Origin of the sequence: Pontibacillus salipaludis (genome assembly GCF_014642405.1) — a bacterium.
GTDB classification, from domain to species: Bacteria; Bacillota; Bacilli; order Bacillales; family BH030062; genus Pontibacillus; species Pontibacillus salipaludis.
Map to the genome: position 1 here is coordinate 158,307 of NZ_BMIN01000004.1, position 15,931 is coordinate 174,237.

Annotated in this window: 14 protein-coding genes; 6 read left to right on the plus strand and 8 right to left on the minus strand. The window is 41.3% G+C overall.

Going from position 1 to position 15,931, the window contains the following annotated elements; translation table 11 throughout:
- Positions 1–14: 14 nt before the first annotated feature.
- From IEW76_RS06465 to IEW76_RS06475, 3 genes are all read right to left on the minus strand, one after another.
- Positions 15–1,190, minus strand: a complete 1,176-nt coding sequence (locus IEW76_RS06465; RefSeq protein ID WP_188652027.1) for an acetyl-CoA C-acetyltransferase — start codon at positions 1,188–1,190, stop codon at positions 15–17.
- A gap of 19 nt (positions 1,191–1,209) precedes the next feature.
- Complete coding sequence (locus tag IEW76_RS06470) at positions 1,210–3,609, minus strand: 3-hydroxyacyl-CoA dehydrogenase/enoyl-CoA hydratase family protein (RefSeq protein WP_188652029.1); 2,400 nt, start codon at positions 3,607–3,609, stop codon at positions 1,210–1,212.
- Positions 3,610–3,799: 190 nt separating this feature from the next.
- A complete protein-coding gene (locus IEW76_RS06475) occupies positions 3,800–4,717 on the minus strand; it encodes a proline dehydrogenase family protein (protein WP_188652031.1) in 918 nt (305 codons plus the stop codon).
- A gap of 204 nt (positions 4,718–4,921) precedes the next feature.
- On the opposite strand from IEW76_RS06475, the gene IEW76_RS06480 reads away from it, so the two are divergent.
- The 3 genes from IEW76_RS06480 to IEW76_RS06490 all read left to right on the plus strand — a co-directional run bounded on the left by IEW76_RS06480 (position 4,922) and on the right by IEW76_RS06490 (position 6,587).
- Positions 4,922–5,203, plus strand: a complete 282-nt coding sequence (locus IEW76_RS06480) for a hypothetical protein (protein ID WP_188652033.1) — start codon at positions 4,922–4,924, stop codon at positions 5,201–5,203.
- 19 nt (positions 5,204–5,222) lie between these two features.
- A complete protein-coding gene (locus IEW76_RS06485; protein ID WP_188652036.1) occupies positions 5,223–5,552 on the plus strand; it encodes a spore coat protein in 330 nt (109 codons plus the stop codon).
- A gap of 432 nt (positions 5,553–5,984) precedes the next feature.
- Positions 5,985–6,587, plus strand: a complete 603-nt coding sequence (locus IEW76_RS06490) for a lytic transglycosylase domain-containing protein (protein ID WP_229721143.1) — start codon at positions 5,985–5,987, stop codon at positions 6,585–6,587.
- A gap of 48 nt (positions 6,588–6,635) precedes the next feature.
- Here the strand turns inward: IEW76_RS06490 and IEW76_RS06495 are convergent, their stop codons facing one another.
- From IEW76_RS06495 to IEW76_RS06515, 5 genes are all read right to left on the minus strand, one after another.
- The gene (locus IEW76_RS06495) at positions 6,636–8,096 is read right to left on the minus strand and encodes a catalase (RefSeq protein WP_268235052.1); all 1,461 of its coding nucleotides are present in this window, start codon (positions 8,094–8,096) and stop codon (positions 6,636–6,638) included.
- 273 nt (positions 8,097–8,369) lie between these two features.
- Entirely contained in the window at positions 8,370–8,576 is a 207-nt protein-coding gene (gene copZ, locus IEW76_RS06500) for a copper chaperone CopZ (protein ID WP_036782491.1), read from the minus strand.
- A 26-nt stretch (positions 8,577–8,602) separates the two neighbouring features.
- The gene (locus tag IEW76_RS06505) at positions 8,603–10,990 is read right to left on the minus strand and encodes a heavy metal translocating P-type ATPase (RefSeq protein ID WP_188652038.1); all 2,388 of its coding nucleotides are present in this window, start codon (positions 10,988–10,990) and stop codon (positions 8,603–8,605) included.
- Between the two features lie 12 nt (positions 10,991–11,002).
- Positions 11,003–11,323 carry a metal-sensing transcriptional repressor gene (locus IEW76_RS06510; RefSeq protein ID WP_188652040.1) on the minus strand — a complete coding sequence of 107 codons (321 nt, stop codon included), beginning with the start codon at positions 11,321–11,323 and terminating at the stop codon, positions 11,003–11,005.
- A gap of 149 nt (positions 11,324–11,472) precedes the next feature.
- Complete coding sequence (locus IEW76_RS06515; protein WP_188652043.1) at positions 11,473–11,859, minus strand: DUF302 domain-containing protein; 387 nt, start codon at positions 11,857–11,859, stop codon at positions 11,473–11,475.
- 266 nt (positions 11,860–12,125) lie between these two features.
- Here IEW76_RS06515 and IEW76_RS06520 point away from each other — a divergent pair, with 266 nt between their 5' ends.
- From IEW76_RS06520 to IEW76_RS06530, 3 genes are all read left to right on the plus strand, one after another.
- A complete protein-coding gene (locus IEW76_RS06520; RefSeq protein ID WP_188652045.1) occupies positions 12,126–13,679 on the plus strand; it encodes an MFS transporter in 1,554 nt (517 codons plus the stop codon).
- A 520-nt stretch (positions 13,680–14,199) separates the two neighbouring features.
- On the plus strand, positions 14,200–15,150 hold the full coding sequence (locus tag IEW76_RS06525) for a metal ABC transporter solute-binding protein, Zn/Mn family (RefSeq protein WP_229721144.1): 951 nt from the start codon (positions 14,200–14,202) through the stop codon (positions 15,148–15,150).
- 16 nt (positions 15,151–15,166) lie between these two features.
- The gene (locus IEW76_RS06530; protein ID WP_188652049.1) at positions 15,167–15,922 is read left to right on the plus strand and encodes a metal ABC transporter ATP-binding protein; all 756 of its coding nucleotides are present in this window, start codon (positions 15,167–15,169) and stop codon (positions 15,920–15,922) included.
- Positions 15,923–15,931: the final 9 nt, after the last annotated feature.

Consider the following 15,931-nt stretch of genomic DNA (forward strand, 5'->3'; position numbering starts at 1 on the left):
CTTGGTTTCCCCCTTTAAATAAGTTCAAAGACTCCGGCAGCACCCATTCCGCCACCGATACACATTGTGACAACACCAAACTGTTCATTTCGACGCTTCATTTCGTGAATCAAACTAAGTGTTAACTTAGTGCCAGAACACCCTAGAGGGTGACCTAACGCAATAGCCCCACCATTAACGTTTACTTTATCTTCATCAAGACCAAGTTCACGAATAACTTGAATGGATTGAGAAGCGAATGCCTCATTTAATTCAAACAATCCAATGTCTGACTGACTTAATCCAGCAAGCTTAAGAGCTTTCGGGATCGCTTTCACAGGCCCTACACCCATAATCTCTGGCTCAACACCAGCAACAGCGAATGAATGGAATTTGACAAGAGGCTTTAACCCTTGTGCTTCTGCCTTTTCTCGGTCCATAACTAGTACAGAAGCCGCTCCGTCACTCATTTGAGAAGAGTTTCCGGCTGTTACAGAACCTCCTATTGAAAAGGCAGGTCGCAGCTTAGCAAGAGCTTCCATACTAGTGCCGCTACGCACACCTTCATCAACACTAAAAGTTACTTGCTTCTCGTGCTGTTTGTTATCAGCGCCTACAAATCGTTGCAAAACGTCAACTGGGACAATTTCATCTTCAAACTTTCCTTCTTGAATGGCCCGAGCTGCTCGTTCATGACTTCTAACGGCGAATGCATCTTGTTCCTCTCTTGATATACCGAAGCGCTTTGCAACCTCTTCTGCCGTATACCCCATGCCCATATAATATTCAGGTGCATTTTCGACAAGTTTTACATTAGGCTTTACAACATGCCCCGGGACGGGTACTAGACTCATAGATTCTGCTCCGCCAGCGATGATCGTATCACTATAACCAAGCATGATTCGCTCTGAAGCATAGGCAATTGCTTGAAGACCACTTGAGCAATAACGATTAATCGTTATACCAGGCACATCATTAGGCAATCCTGCTAAACCCGCTATGTTACGTGCCATGTTCGTACCTTGCTCAGCCTCTGGGATGGCACATCCTATAATAACGTCATCGATATTGCCATCGTATCCTTCTGCACGCTTAAGCGTCTCTTGAATTGTTAGAGCGGCCAGGTCATCTGGGCGCGTATTCCGAAGCGTTCCTTTATTGGCTTTTCCAACAGGTGTCCTGGCACCTGCAACGATTACAGCTTCCTTCACAATACTTCCCCCTATCTGTTTAGTTGCGTAGTGGCTTTCCTTTTACTAACATGTGTTGCATCCGCTGCTGAGATTTCGGCTCTCCAACTAAACTTAAAAATGCTTCTCTTTCCAAATCTAATAAATACTGTTCATCAACAAGAGTCCCTTGCGCAACCGTTCCACCAGCAAGCACGTAAGCAAGCTTTTGGGCAATCTTGATATCGTGTTCAGAAGCATATCCACCAAAGCCCATCGTTTTAGCTCCTAGGAGCATCGTTGCATAGCCCGCTTCACCTACTACAGGGATTTTCTCGCGCTTAGGAGCTTTATAGCCCGCTTGTGCTAAACCTAGAACTTTTTGTTTTGCATCGTGAATCAAGTGATCCCCGTTTACACTGATTGCATCTAATTGGTTAAGAAAACCTAGCTCTCTAGCTTCCTCTGCGGAGGTTGAGACTTTAGCTGTAGCAATCTTTTGGAAAACATCATTAGTGACTTTTTGTAAATCAAAGTCTACTGATTTTGGAATGCCTTGCAGATGTTTAATGTAAAGCTCTTTATTTCCACCGCCACCTGGGATTAGGCCTACTCCTGGTTCAACTAGACCCATATACGTTTCTTGGGATGCTTGAACTGCACTTGCTGGTAGCGTAACCTCTGTACCCCCACCAAGCGTCATACCAAATGGTGCTGCTACTACTGGTTTATTAGAATATTTGATATTCATCATGGCTTGTTGGAATTGACGCACGACCATTTCGATTTCAATAAAGTTATAATCTTGTGCCTCCATTAAAATCATCCCAAGGTTTGCACCCACACAGAAATTCTTCGCTTGGTTCCCAATAACGAGCCCTTTGTAATTTTGATCAACTTCTTCAACAGCGTAGTTGATCATTTGAATAATATCTAAGCCAATTGCATTACTCTGTGAGTGGAACTCAAGAAGCGCAACGTCATCTCCTATATCAATAAGACTTGCACCTTTATTGCTCTTGATGACACCATGAACTTCCTTATGACGTTTTAGATGAATTTCTTTATCATTGAATGATTGTTGTTTGTAGTCTCCATTATGATAGAAGTAAACGTTTCCATTTTCTTGTTTATAAAACGACGAGAGGCCTTTAGCTAGCATGTCTTCCACCCATTGCGGGACCTCTTCACCTTCTTCTTTCATGCGAGCTACTGATTTTTCAACACCGATTGCATCCCACATCTCAAATGGCCCTAGTTCCCAGCCAAATCCCCATTTCATTGCATCATCAATAGATGGGATATCATCAGCGATCTCACCGGCTAATTGAGCGGAGTATATCAGAACAGGTTTGACCACATTCCAAACGAGATCACCAGCGCGATCTCCTTTAGCTGAAACAAGAGCTTTAAGTTTCCGTTTCGGTCCTTTTTCTTGCTTCACCATTTCTGTTGCTTTTGTCTTTAATTTCTTGCGATCAACGTATTCCAGGGTTTCAGGATTTAACTCATATATAGCGCTCCCGTTTTCCCCTTTTTTCTTCACGAAAAATCCTTGACCTGCTTTAGCACCAATCCATCCTTTTTCTTGCATCGTCTTCATGAATGCCGGAGGGTCAAAGACATCTTTTTCTTTTCCTTCTACTTGATCGTACACATTTTTAGCTACATGTAAAAAGGTGTCGAGTCCTACCACGTCAAGAGTTCGGAATGTAGCACTCTTAGGCCGCCCGATCATAGGGCCTGTTACAGAATCAACTTCACCCACACTGTATCCACCGTTTATCATTTCTCTTACCGTAACGAGCAAACCATATGTCCCAATTCTGTTTGCGATAAAGTTTGGGGTATCCTTAGCTTCTACGACCCCTTTACCTAAGACGTCTTCTCCAAACGTTTTCATAAATTGAAGAACCTTAGAGTCCGTATCCTTTGTTGGAATAACCTCAAGTAATTTTAAGTAACGAGGAGGATTAAAGAAGTGTGTCCCAAGGAAATGCTTTTTGAAGTCCTCTGATCGCCCATCTGCCATAGCCTCAACTGAGATTCCGGATGTATTCGAACTGACAATTGATCCTTCTTTACGATATTGATCTACAGAAGTAAAGACTTTTTGCTTAACCTCTAAATTCTCAACAACAACTTCAATAATCCAGTCCACTTCTCCTAAACGTTCTAGGTCATCTTCAAGGTTGCCCACCTCTATAAGATCTAAATTGTTTTTACTCGTTAAAGGAGACGGCTTTTGCTTTAATAGACCTTGTTTACCAGATTGGCTTATTCGGTTTCTTACTTGACGATCTTCTAATGTAAGCCCTGCACTCGCCTCTTTAGCTGTTACTTCGCGAGGTACAATATCGAGCATTAGTGTTGGAATTCCTACGTTTGCCAAGTGAGCAGCAATGCCAGCTCCCATTACACCTGAGCCTAATACAGCTGCACGCCTGATTGTTCGATTCATTTCAGCTCCCCCTATCATTTGAATGAATACTCATTCATTTTACGGCGAAAAAATAAATAGATCTTCATTCGATCTAATTCTACTTTTACTATAAATTATTTTCAGACATTTCGCAATCCTTTTTGCCGACTTATTTCTATCTTTTTACAAAGGTTCGGACCGGCTCTATAAATACCGGTCCACTTTCCTTCTATTTGCCCATAACACCCTTCACAACGAAAGCTACGTTAGCAGGTCGTTCAGCTAACCGTCTCATAAAGTATCCATACCAATCATCTCCATAAGGAACATAGACCCTCATTCGATAACCTTCAGCCACCAGTTCTTCTTGGCGCTCCGTACGAATTCCATATAGCATTTGGAATTCAAATTGTTCTTTAGGAATATTATATTCCTTTTCAATCTGTTTCGTGTATTCAATCATTTGATCATCGTGTGTAGCAACTGCTGTGTAATTCCCGTTTAACATATGCATTTTAATAATCTTCTTAAAGTTTTGATCTACGTCTTGTTTAGCCGGAAAAGCAACTTTAGGAGACTCTTTATAAGCTCCCTTAACCAATCGCAAATTCGGGCTATATGCATTCAATTCTTCTATGTCTTCTACGGTTCTATATAAATATGCTTGCAGTACTGTACCGATCCCATCATACTCGGATTTTAGTTGCTTAAAGATATCGAGCGTTTTCCCACAACGCTCATAATCCTCCATATCAATCGTGACAAACACATCATACTTTTTGCCGGCATCTAAAATCTTGCGCATATTTTCAAGAACTAAATCTTCTGAAACATCTAACCCCATTGAAGTCATTTTCAAGGACAACTGAGATTGTAGATTTTGCTCTGCTATGACTCTAATCGCTTCTATACACTCTTCAGTTCTCTGTTTCGCTTCTACTTCATTATCGACAAATTCACCAAGGTGATCGATCGTAACATCCATCCCTTTAGCGTTTAATTCCTGAATTACCTTGGCTGTATTACTCATTGTCTCGCCAGCTACAAAGCGACCAGCTCCAAACCTGAGCCCGTATTTTCTAGCCATCTTCGTAAATGCCTTGTTTTTAGAAAGGAATAAAAAGAAATTACGCATGATCTGTTCCATTTGATGCCCTCCTACTATTCAACCTCATGAAGCCATTATCCAAATATGCCTATTTCCATTTTACCATTCACCCCTTAAAACGTGTAGAATTTTCGCCCAATTCCGACACATCCGTATATACTCAGACCAGAATTCATGGATAAGACTCCGAATCTGTGGAAATCTAATCTTGAAAAATATGTCTTATGTAAGGAGGTACCTCTTATGCAACAAAACCAAACCAATGCACAGAATCAAGCAAACATTATGCCTCAACCACCAACAATGGTGAGCACCAAGGATCAGCTGTATATTTCAGACATGCTATCTTGGAACTTAATGGCTTCAAAGAAAGCCCATTTCTATGCAGGATTTTGCCAAAACCCAGAACTAAAGGCAGCACTAGAACAAGCGGGACAAATGCACCAACGTCACTATGAAAAAATGCTGCAACATTTAAATGAAAATCCCGCCCCAAACCAAAACAATAATCAACCTTTAAACTAGAAAGGAGGATCTAATCATCATGAATCAACAACAAAGCCAAAAAGTACAAAACCCTGAAACGACTGTACCTAAAAATGCACAAATGAATGAACGTGACTTCATAAACGATATGTTAGCCACTGAAAAATACATGACCGATGCGTATTGCACAGCTATGAACGAAGCAAGCTGTGATCACCTTTACCAAGACGTATCCACAATCTTCAACGAATCCCAAGACTGCCAACGCAACCTATACAACCTAATGTTCAAAAACGGCTGGTACAGCATCGAAGCAGCAGACCAACAAAAAATGCAACAAACCTATCAGCAATTTAGCGGATATACGAATCAACTGCCTTATCATTAAGAAAAGCACAGGCGGGGTGGTCAGGGCCGTACGGATAAGCAAGCTACTGGAAGTCTGCATAGCAGACTGGAGGTAGATTGCTTATCGCGCTAGGCCCTCCCCGCCGGAGCTGGACATTAAGAAAAGCACAGGGGGCTCGTCCAGGGGCGTACGGATAAGCAAAATGCCGGAAGTGGCGATTAGCCACTGCAGGTAGTTTGCTTATCTCGCTAGCCCCTAGCCCCCGGAGCTAGACACAGAAAAGCACAGGCGACTGTTCAGCAAAAGCAGAAGCTAGACTAAAACCACCAACAACCCGCGAGGCCGGGCTATCCCAAAAGATCATACTCTTTTGAGATAGCCCTAATTTTCGTGCTTCACTAAATTATTTTCCACATAATTCTAGAAATCCTTTATAATAAAGATACAAGTTTACATACAAGAGGTGGTTTTTTGAACGTAAAAATGTGGCAACAACTTGCTCAGTTGCAAGCCATCCGATCATTAGGTAGTGGGTCTTCCTCTACTTCCTTTTCTGCTTCAACGCTTTTCACTCAACTACTCGAAAGTGAGCTAACTAAGTCATCCACTATAACGCCTATTACGCAAAAAGGGAACGGACCCCCTCCATTGGCTTCCGCTCCTTATAGCTCTCTCCCTATCAATAAAGGGAGCTCTGAAAACTATCAATCCTATATCGAAGAGGCGTCTAGACAATATAATATAGATCCAAATCTGCTTCACGCAGTAATAAAACAAGAGTCTAACTATAACGCAAATGCAGAGAGTCAAGCTGGCGCTAAGGGGTTAATGCAACTCATGCCTTCGACGGCTGAAGGGCTTGGGGTTCAGAATATTTTTGACCCAAAAGAGAATATTGATGGTGGTGCTAAGTACCTTCGCCAAATGTTAGACCGATATAACGATGACACTGAATTAGCTCTTGCAGCTTATAACGCCGGCCCAGGGAATGTGGATCAGTACGGAGGCATTCCACCTTTTCAAGAAACAAAAGCCTATGTACCAAAAGTAATGGAGCATTATCTAAACGCATAACAAAAAGTGCCCGTGATTCCCACGGGCACTTTTATTTATAGCCAATGCTTATTTTACTTCTTCTGGTACTTTTAATCCTAACGCCTGTGCTACACGCTCGCCATAATCAGGGTCTGCTTTATAGAAGTGTTCGATTTGGCGTAATTGAATTTCTTCTTTACGCACTTCCTTCATTGAACCGACAATGTTGGATACTAGACGTTGCTTCTCATCTTCACTCATAAGACGGTACAGATTACCAGGCTGAGTGTAATGATCATCATGATCATAAGGGGTACTATCTGCTAATCCTGAAACAGGGTAAGTAGCCTGCTTCACACTAGGATCCTCAACTGGTCCATCATAACTATTGGGTTCATAGTTTTTAGACCCTCCCCCATTATCGTCAAATCGCATTGCACCATCACGTTGATAATTATTCACTTCTACTTTAGGGCGATTGACAGGTAGAGTTTCATAGTTCGCACCCAAGCGATAGCGATGAGCGTCTGCGTATGCAAAGAGACGTCCTTGGAGCATCTTATCTGGTGATACATCAATCCCTGGTACAAAGTTACCAGGACTGAATGCAGCTTGCTCAATATCTGTGAAATAATTCTTCGGATTTCGGTTCAGAACCATTTTACCTACTTCAATTAAAGGGTAGTCGTCATGTGGCCACACTTTAGTTACATCAAACGGATCAATGTCGTACGTATCAGCATCTTCTAAAGGCATTATTTGTACATACATTGTCCAAGAAGGATGATCCCCTTCTTCAATAGAAGTGAAAAGATCTTCTGTTTTATAATCAGGGTTTTCACCTGCAATTTTCACAGCCGTTTCTTCATCTAAGGTCTTATATCCTTGATCTGTACGGATGTGATACTTCACCCAAACAGATTCCCCTTCTGCATTCGTCCATTTAAATGTATGACTACCATACCCGTGCATATGGCGGAAAGTAGCCGGTACACCTCGATCAGAATATAAAATGGTAACCTGATGAAGAGATTCTGGAGAAAGAGACCAGAAGTCCCATGCCATATCAGGATCTTTTAAGTTCGTTTGTGGGTCACGCTTTTGAGTATGGATAAAATCAGGGAATTTGATTGCATCACGAATGAAGAAAACGGGTGTATTATTTCCAACAAGGTCGTAGTTTCCTTCCTCCGTATAAAATTTAAGAGAAAAACCACGCGGGTCTCGGGCTGTATCTGCAGAACCTTTCTCTCCACCTACTGTAGAAAAGCGAGCAAGCATTTCCGTTCTCTTTCCGACTTCAGATAAAAAGTCTGCTTTTGTGTACTTGGAAAGGTCATTTGTCACTTCGAAATACCCAAATGCACCTGCTCCATTAGCGTGTACCACACGCTCTGGAATGCGCTCACGATTAAAGTGAGCAAGCTTCTCGAGCAAATGAACATCTTGAATTATGGTAGGGCCACGGTAACCAGCTGTCATGGAGTTCTGATTATCACCTACAGGAATTCCACCTTCAGTCGTCAATCTTTTTCTCTTATCACTCACTATGTAACATCTCCTTTTTACGGGCTAACCCGATTCTGTTTATCCTATTCCCAACAATAAACATTTGAAAACGTTTTTCGCCTGATTAATTATACTCGTTATTAAAAAAATACTCTTATAAATAGGAGGCGCAGAATTCGGTCAGTGAGACTTTCTAATATACTTGTTTTCTTTTCAGACGCGCAGATGCATATTTAACTTATGTACAGAAAAAGGGCGAAATCATTTAAGATTTCGCCCTTTTTCCTTACGAATCTAAGATCTGTAAACTAATTATGAAACAACATCGTATCCTTGCTCTTCAATAGCTGATTCAATTTGTTCTTTTGATACGTAAACATCGTCATACGTAACGTCTACTTTATTCGTGTCTAAATGTACTTCTACTCCTTGAATACCGTTTAGTTCTTCAACGGCTCCTTTAACTGCTTTTTCGCAATGACCACAAGTCATGCCATGAACGGCTAATGTAATTTGCATTGTTCATTCATCCTTTCACTTTAGTTTTATATTTTAACTCTCTTCAATCGAAGGGAGTTAGAAACAACACTTACTGAACTAAATGCCATAGCTGCTCCTGCAATCCAGGGAGCTAATAAGCCAAGCGCAGCTACCGGAATCCCTGCAGTATTATAGGCAAGTGCCCAGAACAGATTTTGACGAATATTCTTCATTGTTTGATGGCTGATTCTAATCGCCTTTGGTATAAGGGTCAGTTCCCCGCCAAGAATGGTCACATCAGCCGCTTCAATTGCTACATCTGTACCAGTACCAATGGCGATTCCGATATCGGCAACAGCTAGAGCTGGCGCATCATTGATCCCATCTCCAACCATAGCCACGGACTTTCCGCTTTCCTGCAGCTTTCGAACTTCTTCTGCCTTTTGTTCAGGTACCACTTCTGCAATGACGCGATCAATCCCAACTTGCGAGGCAATCGCTTGAGCAGTTCGTTCATTGTCGCCTGTCAACATGACAAGTTCAATGCCTTGTTCTTTTAATTCAGCTAAAGCGTTAGCAGCTGACTCTTTCACGGTATCTGCTACCGCTATAATACCACTAGACTTTCCATCTACACTCAAGAGCATAGCTGTCTTCCCGTCATTTTCGAGATCAGCCATTGTGTCCTTGTAAGGGGTATATTCCACATTTTCTTCCTCAAATAACTTCCGAGTACCAATTAATACACTTTTGCCTTCTACAACGGCTTTGATACCATGTCCCGGTATTGCCTCAAAAGAATCTGCCTTTGGAATATGAACTCCTTTATCTTTTACATATTGGACGATTGCTTGAGCTAATGGGTGTTCAGAACTGTTTTCAGCAGCAGCTATTAAACGCAATGCGTCTTTATTACCCTCGAAATCAGTTACGACTGGCTTTCCGTTTGTAATCGTCCCTGTCTTATCAAATACGATCGTTTGAACATGGTGGGTAGATTCTAAGTGTTCTCCACCTTTAAATAAGATACCTTGTTCTGCCGCTTTTCCTGTCCCCACCATTATAGAAGTTGGTGTAGCTAGCCCAAGCGCACAAGGACAAGCAATCACGAGAACAGCTATAGACGCTTCAAGCGCTACAGGAAGGTTACCTGGATTAACGATCGCAATCCAAATAACAAATGTAACAAGAGCAATACCTACAACGATTGGAACAAAGTAACTCGAAATAACATCAGCCATACGTTGTATGGGGGCCTTAGACCCTTGCGCCTCTTCAACTACTTTTATAATACCAGCAAGGGCTGTGTCTTTGCCCACTTTTGTAGCTTCCACTGTAATGGTCCCATTCTTATTTATAGTAGAACCGATCACAGCTTCTCCCTCACTCTTTTCAACAGGGATCGACTCACCTGTAATCATAGATTCATCAATCGATGTACGACCATCTATAACGCTGCCATCTACAGGAATTTTCTCGCCTGGACGTACGAGAATATGATCGCCCACGACTACTTGATCAATTGGGAGCTTTACCTCTTCTCCATTTCTTATTACCGTAGCTTCTTTAGCCTGTAAGTTAAGTAAAGAGGAAATAGCTTGCGTCGTTCTCCCTTTTGCAATGGCTTCAAAGTACTTTCCTAAAAGAATAAGTGTAATTAATACTGCGCTTGTTTCAAAATACAAGTGAGGGGTATCCGTTGCCCCTACTGTTGCCTGAATGGCTTCGGCCAGACTATAAAAATAAGCGGCACTTGTACCAAGAGCAACTAATACATCCATGTTTGCTGTTTTATTCTTAAGGTTCTTATAAGCCCCTTCGTAAAACTGCCAGCCTATAATAAACTGAACAGGTGTTGCCAAGGAAAACTGTACCCAAGGGTTCATGATTAATGAAGGAACAGGCAGGCCAAATAAGTGCTCAAACATTGTATATAATAAAGGCAAAGAAAGAAGTGCTGATAGGAAGAGCTTCATTTTCTTTTTCTTCAATTCCTGCTCTTTTTGTGATGATTTTTCATCAGCATCAACACGTGGTTCTGCATCATAACCAAGCTTTTGGATCTTTGCTATGATCTCATCGAAACCTTGCAATCCTGATTGATATTCCACAACCCCTGTTTCATTAGCTAGATTCACTGTTGCTGTTTGAATACCATCCATCTTATTGAGTACTTTTTCAATTCTGGATGAGCATGCAGCACAGGTCATTCCGTATATGTCTAATTCAACTTTTTCCGTTTGTACACCGTAGCCTAGTTTTTCGATCTTAGCCGTAATATCTGATGTACTCACTTCATCTGAATTGTATTCAATTTGGGCTTTCTCCATCGCGAGATTCACCCTTGCTTCGACTCCATCCATTTTATTTAAGACTTTTTCAATTCGAGTCGAGCATGCAGCACAGGTCATCCCTGTAATCCCGACATTCATTTGTTTCTCTTCGTTACCCATAGAAGACCCTCCTTAGGACTTGGAGAACTGTTCCATTACTTTAATAAGTTCTTGTATGGCTTCGTCACCGTTTCCTTTATGAATTGCATCAGCTACACAATGGTTCGTATGACGTTCCATCAGAGAGAAGCCCACTTTTTTCAAGGCTGCATTAATCGCTGATATTTGTACGAGAACATCGACACAATACCGATCTTCTTCGATCATCTTTTGAATTCCGCGAACTTGCCCTTCAATTCGCTTTAAGCGATTGAGTACCTTTTGTTTTTCTTCATCTGTACGTGGCATTACGGGCTGTTTTCCACTATCTTCTGGTAATATGGAATGATCCATTCGCTCACTTCCTTATTTTGCTTGATTTTAATTTTACTATACCCCCGTTACGTATTTAAGTCAACTCCCTTGCACGCAAAAAAGGTTAGCAAATTAAACTTTGCTAACCCTCATCACCATTTATTAACCATATACTTGCCCAGGGTATACTACTGAGCAACCTTGTCCATGCAAGCTGCCATACGTTCTTCAATATCTTTAGCTTGATCGTTAAGTTCGGCATCCTCTAAGAATCCAATTAAGGCTGTTGGTTTTGGCATACCGATCTTCGTTTGACCTTCTTGTTCATATACAACAATCTTACAAGGAAGGAAATAACTTGCGAGTGCATTCTTTTCTAAAATCGCCTTCGCCTCTCCAGGATTACAAACCTCTAAAATTCGATAAGTGGTATCGAAGTCAAAACCTTTACTCTGTAACGTATCTTTCACATTGAAATCCCAAAGGACTCCGAACTTCTCCTCTTTCAACTCAGCCTGAAGCGCCTCTACCGCCTCATCCAAGGTTTTAGATGTTTCAACTGTGTAATGGAACATGGTAATGCCTCCTTCATGAAATATGCTCTACTATTTACATACCCTTATTGGTATAACCTAAACAAGAGATTTTATGCCATCGTTTAACAGAGAAAGCTTCAGAGATAACCTCAGAAAGTAAGTGATTTCTTGGCTCCCCTTCCTCTATTCTCAGACACCTGAAATCTACCTTTAATGACCGCATTGATTTCACCCTAAATTATTGCTACTATTTGCTATAGTTGAGTAAAACGCTTTCGTATTACATAGTTACTAGGAGGAACTACATGAACCATCAACTAAAAGGGGCACTTTTTGTATTTGCAATCGGAGTCTTTATGGCTGCATTAGATAATGGCATTATCACTGCTTCACTCACAACACTCATCTACGCCTTCGATGTTAGTGCAACCTGGGGTTCGTGGACGATTACATTATATACATTAGGTTTAGCGATCTCTGTTCCTATTATAGGAAAGTTATCAGATCAGTTTGGCAGAAAACGTCTGTTTATGATTGAAGTTACACTTTTCGGTATAGGTTCTTTATGTGTGGCTTTAAGCCCTACCTTCCCTCTTTTTCTCGCTTCTAGATTCTTGCAATCATTAGGGGGTGGGGGGATTTTCATTATTGCAAGCTCTTATGTATTGAACACATTCCCACAAGACAAGCAAGGTCGAGCACTAGGACTAATCGGTGGGATGAACGGCATCGCTGCCATACTTGGACCAAATCTGGGTGCGCTTATTTTACAAGCAACTGGGAGCTGGAACTGGTTATTTCTGATTAATATTCCAATCTCGATTCTCCTCTTGTTATTTGGAGGACATTTCATTAAAGAAGAAGAACAAGAGCCTGTTAACGAAAAAATGGACTGGGCAGGCATTCTATTCCTGACCACAGCCGTTCTCTCCCTTATGTACAGCTTAACTCTGTTAGAAGGAGAAGCTTTGCTAACCAGTCTTTTAAAGCCGACATTTTTTACTATCTTCTTATTATCTGTTGTCTTATTCATTGCCCTGTTCCAAGTTGAAAAACGCGTAGGACCTGGTCGCGATCCAATTCTGCCATTGAATTTGATTAAAACACCTACTTTTCGCTGGACATTATTACTAGCTTCATTCTCTGGTATGATTCTTGCATCCGTGATCTTTATTCCAGGGTACATTGAGCAATATTTAAACATACCTCGTGAACAAGCAGGGTTTTGGTTTACTCCTCTTGCCCTTGCATCAGGAGTAGGTGCTGGCGGAGGCGGGACGCTTGTCGACAAGAAGGGACCGATATACACACTAGTTACAGCCAGTTTATTATCTATAACCGGATTCTTACTATTTCCATTATGGGTCGATACGTTATGGCAAATGGCGATCGCTAGTTCATTCGTAGGGGCAGGTTTTGGTATGATGCTCGGGGCTCCAATTAATGTCCTGGCTACAGAAAATACGTCAAATCAAAAGGGAGTAGCTCTTGGAACAACTTCCTTGTTCCGCCAACTAGGTATGACCATTGCCCCTACCATCTATGCTGGATTTCTAGCCAGGTCTCTTACGAATGTAGAAGAAAAGGTCTCAAACAATCTCTCAGAAGAAGCCATACCAGCTCAAGCAGTAGGAGGAGCACTCTCCTTACCTGAAGGAGAGGATTTAGATGAAAAAGATTTTGAGTCGATTAAGAGCACGTTTGAATTGATCCAGGATGAAAAGTTACGTGAATCCATGCTTTCTAGTCTGCATCAAGTTGTTGGAAGCGGCTATAACGGACTGTTTATCTCATCCTTAATCATTAGTGCATTTGCGCTCTTTGGAACTCTACGTTTGCGGAAGTTACGTAAAAATTAATAAAACTGCTTTAAGAAGAGGGTGACTAACATCCTCTTCTTTTTATTCGGCTCTGTTAATGTTTAGTATTGATTTTGTTCCATATAAGCCCTCTTATGTGGAAGACTTGAAGTTGAGATATTTCAGCAGGAAGGGCCTTTACGTTTAAGAGTGCTTGGGCTTTCTCGGGGACCACTCGCTTTCCTGCGGGGAGCTGGGAAGCGAGTGGTCCCCAAGCCTGCCCTAGCACTTATAAGCGTAACGGCCCCACACACAGTAAAGTGTCCCAGTTTCGAGTCTTCAACAATCCTGCCCTTTTCTTGAATAACCATTGTTCAAAATCACCACTATAATTGAATACTTTTATAAAACAAGCCAAGAGTGAAATCACTCTTGGCTTATTTATCGTCACATGTATTTTGAATGATAAATTCATGGTTCCGCGTTAAATCGGAATCATTCTTATTTACAAATCGGAATCGTTACGATACAATGACTAAGGTTTTGTGTAAAGGAACCGTTCAAAGGAGAGAATATGAGAATGAAGAAACAAATTACAAGTCTTGCTATGGCTAGTGTGTTACTCATAGCTTCCGCTTGTTCATCCAATAATAACAATGACTCATCTATAGAAGATCTGACAATCTATACATCCATTTATCCAATAGAATACTTCACAGAAGAAATTGGTGGAGAAACGGTTGATGTCGAGTCCATTTACCCACCAGGAGCAGATGCTCATACATTTGAGCCTACTGCTAAAACGATGGCACAATTAGCTGAGAGCGATGCGTTCTTTTATCTGGGAGCTGGGTTAGAAGGCTTCGCAGAGAGTGCAGCTGAGTCTTTAAATGACGAGAGTGTTTCACTTGTAGAACTAGGCACACATGAGTCCTTATTTGCTCATGTCGAGAATAAAGAGGAAGATCACGAAGAAGATCACCATGAAGGTCATAGCCACGGTGATAAAGACCCTCACGTATGGCTTGATCCCGTTCGGGCTAAGGAAATGGCAAGCTACATCAAAGAAGAATTAATAGAATTAAACCCCGAAGACAAAGAAGTATATAAAGAGAATTTCAACAAGCTGAACCAAGAGCTTACGACTTTGCATGAAGACTTCCTAAGCGTGGTAGAAAATGCTGATCAGAACAAATTTTTAGTTGCACACGGAGCATATGGGTATTGGGAAGAACGATATGGCGTTGAGCAAATCTCAGTAAATGGCATATCACCAAGTAGCGAGCCATCTCAGAAGGATATTGAACGTTTAATCGAAACTGGAAAGAAAGAAAACATAGACTACATGATTTTTGAAGAAAATGTTTCTAACGAGATCGCAACCATCGTTCAAGAAGAAATTGGCGCAGAAGCACTATCCATCCATAACCTTTCAGTCCGTACGAGAGAGGATATAGATGCGGATAAGGATTACTTTGATTTAATGCGTCAAAACCTAACTGTGCTTAAAAAGGTTTTAAATCATAACTAAAGGAGGTTTAACCACGTTGACTACACCTGTACTAAGTATCGAGAATGTAAGTTATTCCTATGAGCAAAAAGAGGTCCTTGAGCACATCGATTTCACCATTCAACCTGGAAGCTTTGTGGGACTTGTCGGACCAAATGGATCCGGGAAAACGACCCTAATTAAGCTCATACTTGGCTTGTTACACCAAAAAAGAGGAGATATTCGCTTATTCGGAAAGCCTATAGATAAATTCAAAGAGTGGGACAGAATTGGCTTCGTCTCCCAAAAGGCAAACAGCTTTAATAGCGGCTTTCCGGCCACAGTGTATGAGGTTGTCTCAATGGGCCTCACATCAAAAGTCGGCTACTTTCGTTTTTTTAAGAAAAAGCATGAAGAAAAGATTAAAGAAGCTGTTCACTTGGTCGGAATGTCTGATTACATTCACCAAAACATAGGAGACCTATCAGGTGGACAACAACAACGGATTTTTATTGCCAGAGCTCTTGTCAGTGAGCCAGAATTTCTAATTCTTGATGAGCCGACTGTTGGGGTGGACACAGAAAACGTACATCGCTTTTACAAGATGCTCCGAGACTTAAATAAAAATAAAGGCATTACGCTACTGCTTGTTACTCATGACATAGGAACCATGACAGCCTATGCTAGCGATATTGCTTGTTTAAATAAACAAATTCATTTTCACGGTGATCCTGAATCCTTTAATGATTTAAATGATCAAGATCTATCGAATATTTACGGTCACCCTGTTAATGCTGTGACCCACGACCATTAGTGGAGGAAT

Coding starts and splice junctions, on each gene's coding strand:
- IEW76_RS06470 (WP_188652029.1), bottom strand. CDS start 3,609: ATGAATCGAACAATCAGGCGTGCAGCTGTATTAGGCTCAGGTGTAATG.
- IEW76_RS06475 (WP_188652031.1), bottom strand. CDS start 4,717: ATGGAACAGATCATGCGTAATTTCTTTTTATTCCTTTCTAAAAACAAG.
- IEW76_RS06480 (WP_188652033.1), top strand. CDS start 4,922: ATGCAACAAAACCAAACCAATGCACAGAATCAAGCAAACATTATGCCT.
- IEW76_RS06485 (WP_188652036.1), top strand. CDS start 5,223: ATGAATCAACAACAAAGCCAAAAAGTACAAAACCCTGAAACGACTGTA.
- copZ (WP_036782491.1), bottom strand. CDS start 8,576: ATGCAAATTACATTAGCCGTTCATGGCATGACTTGTGGTCATTGCGAA.
- IEW76_RS06505 (WP_188652038.1), bottom strand. CDS start 10,990: ATGGGTAACGAAGAGAAACAAATGAATGTCGGGATTACAGGGATGACC.
- IEW76_RS06510 (WP_188652040.1), bottom strand. CDS start 11,323: ATGGATCATTCCATATTACCAGAAGATAGTGGAAAACAGCCCGTAATG.
- IEW76_RS06515 (WP_188652043.1), bottom strand. CDS start 11,859: ATGTTCCATTACACAGTTGAAACATCTAAAACCTTGGATGAGGCGGTA.
- IEW76_RS06520 (WP_188652045.1), top strand. CDS start 12,126: ATGAACCATCAACTAAAAGGGGCACTTTTTGTATTTGCAATCGGAGTC.
- IEW76_RS06525 (WP_229721144.1), top strand. CDS start 14,200: ATGAAGAAACAAATTACAAGTCTTGCTATGGCTAGTGTGTTACTCATA.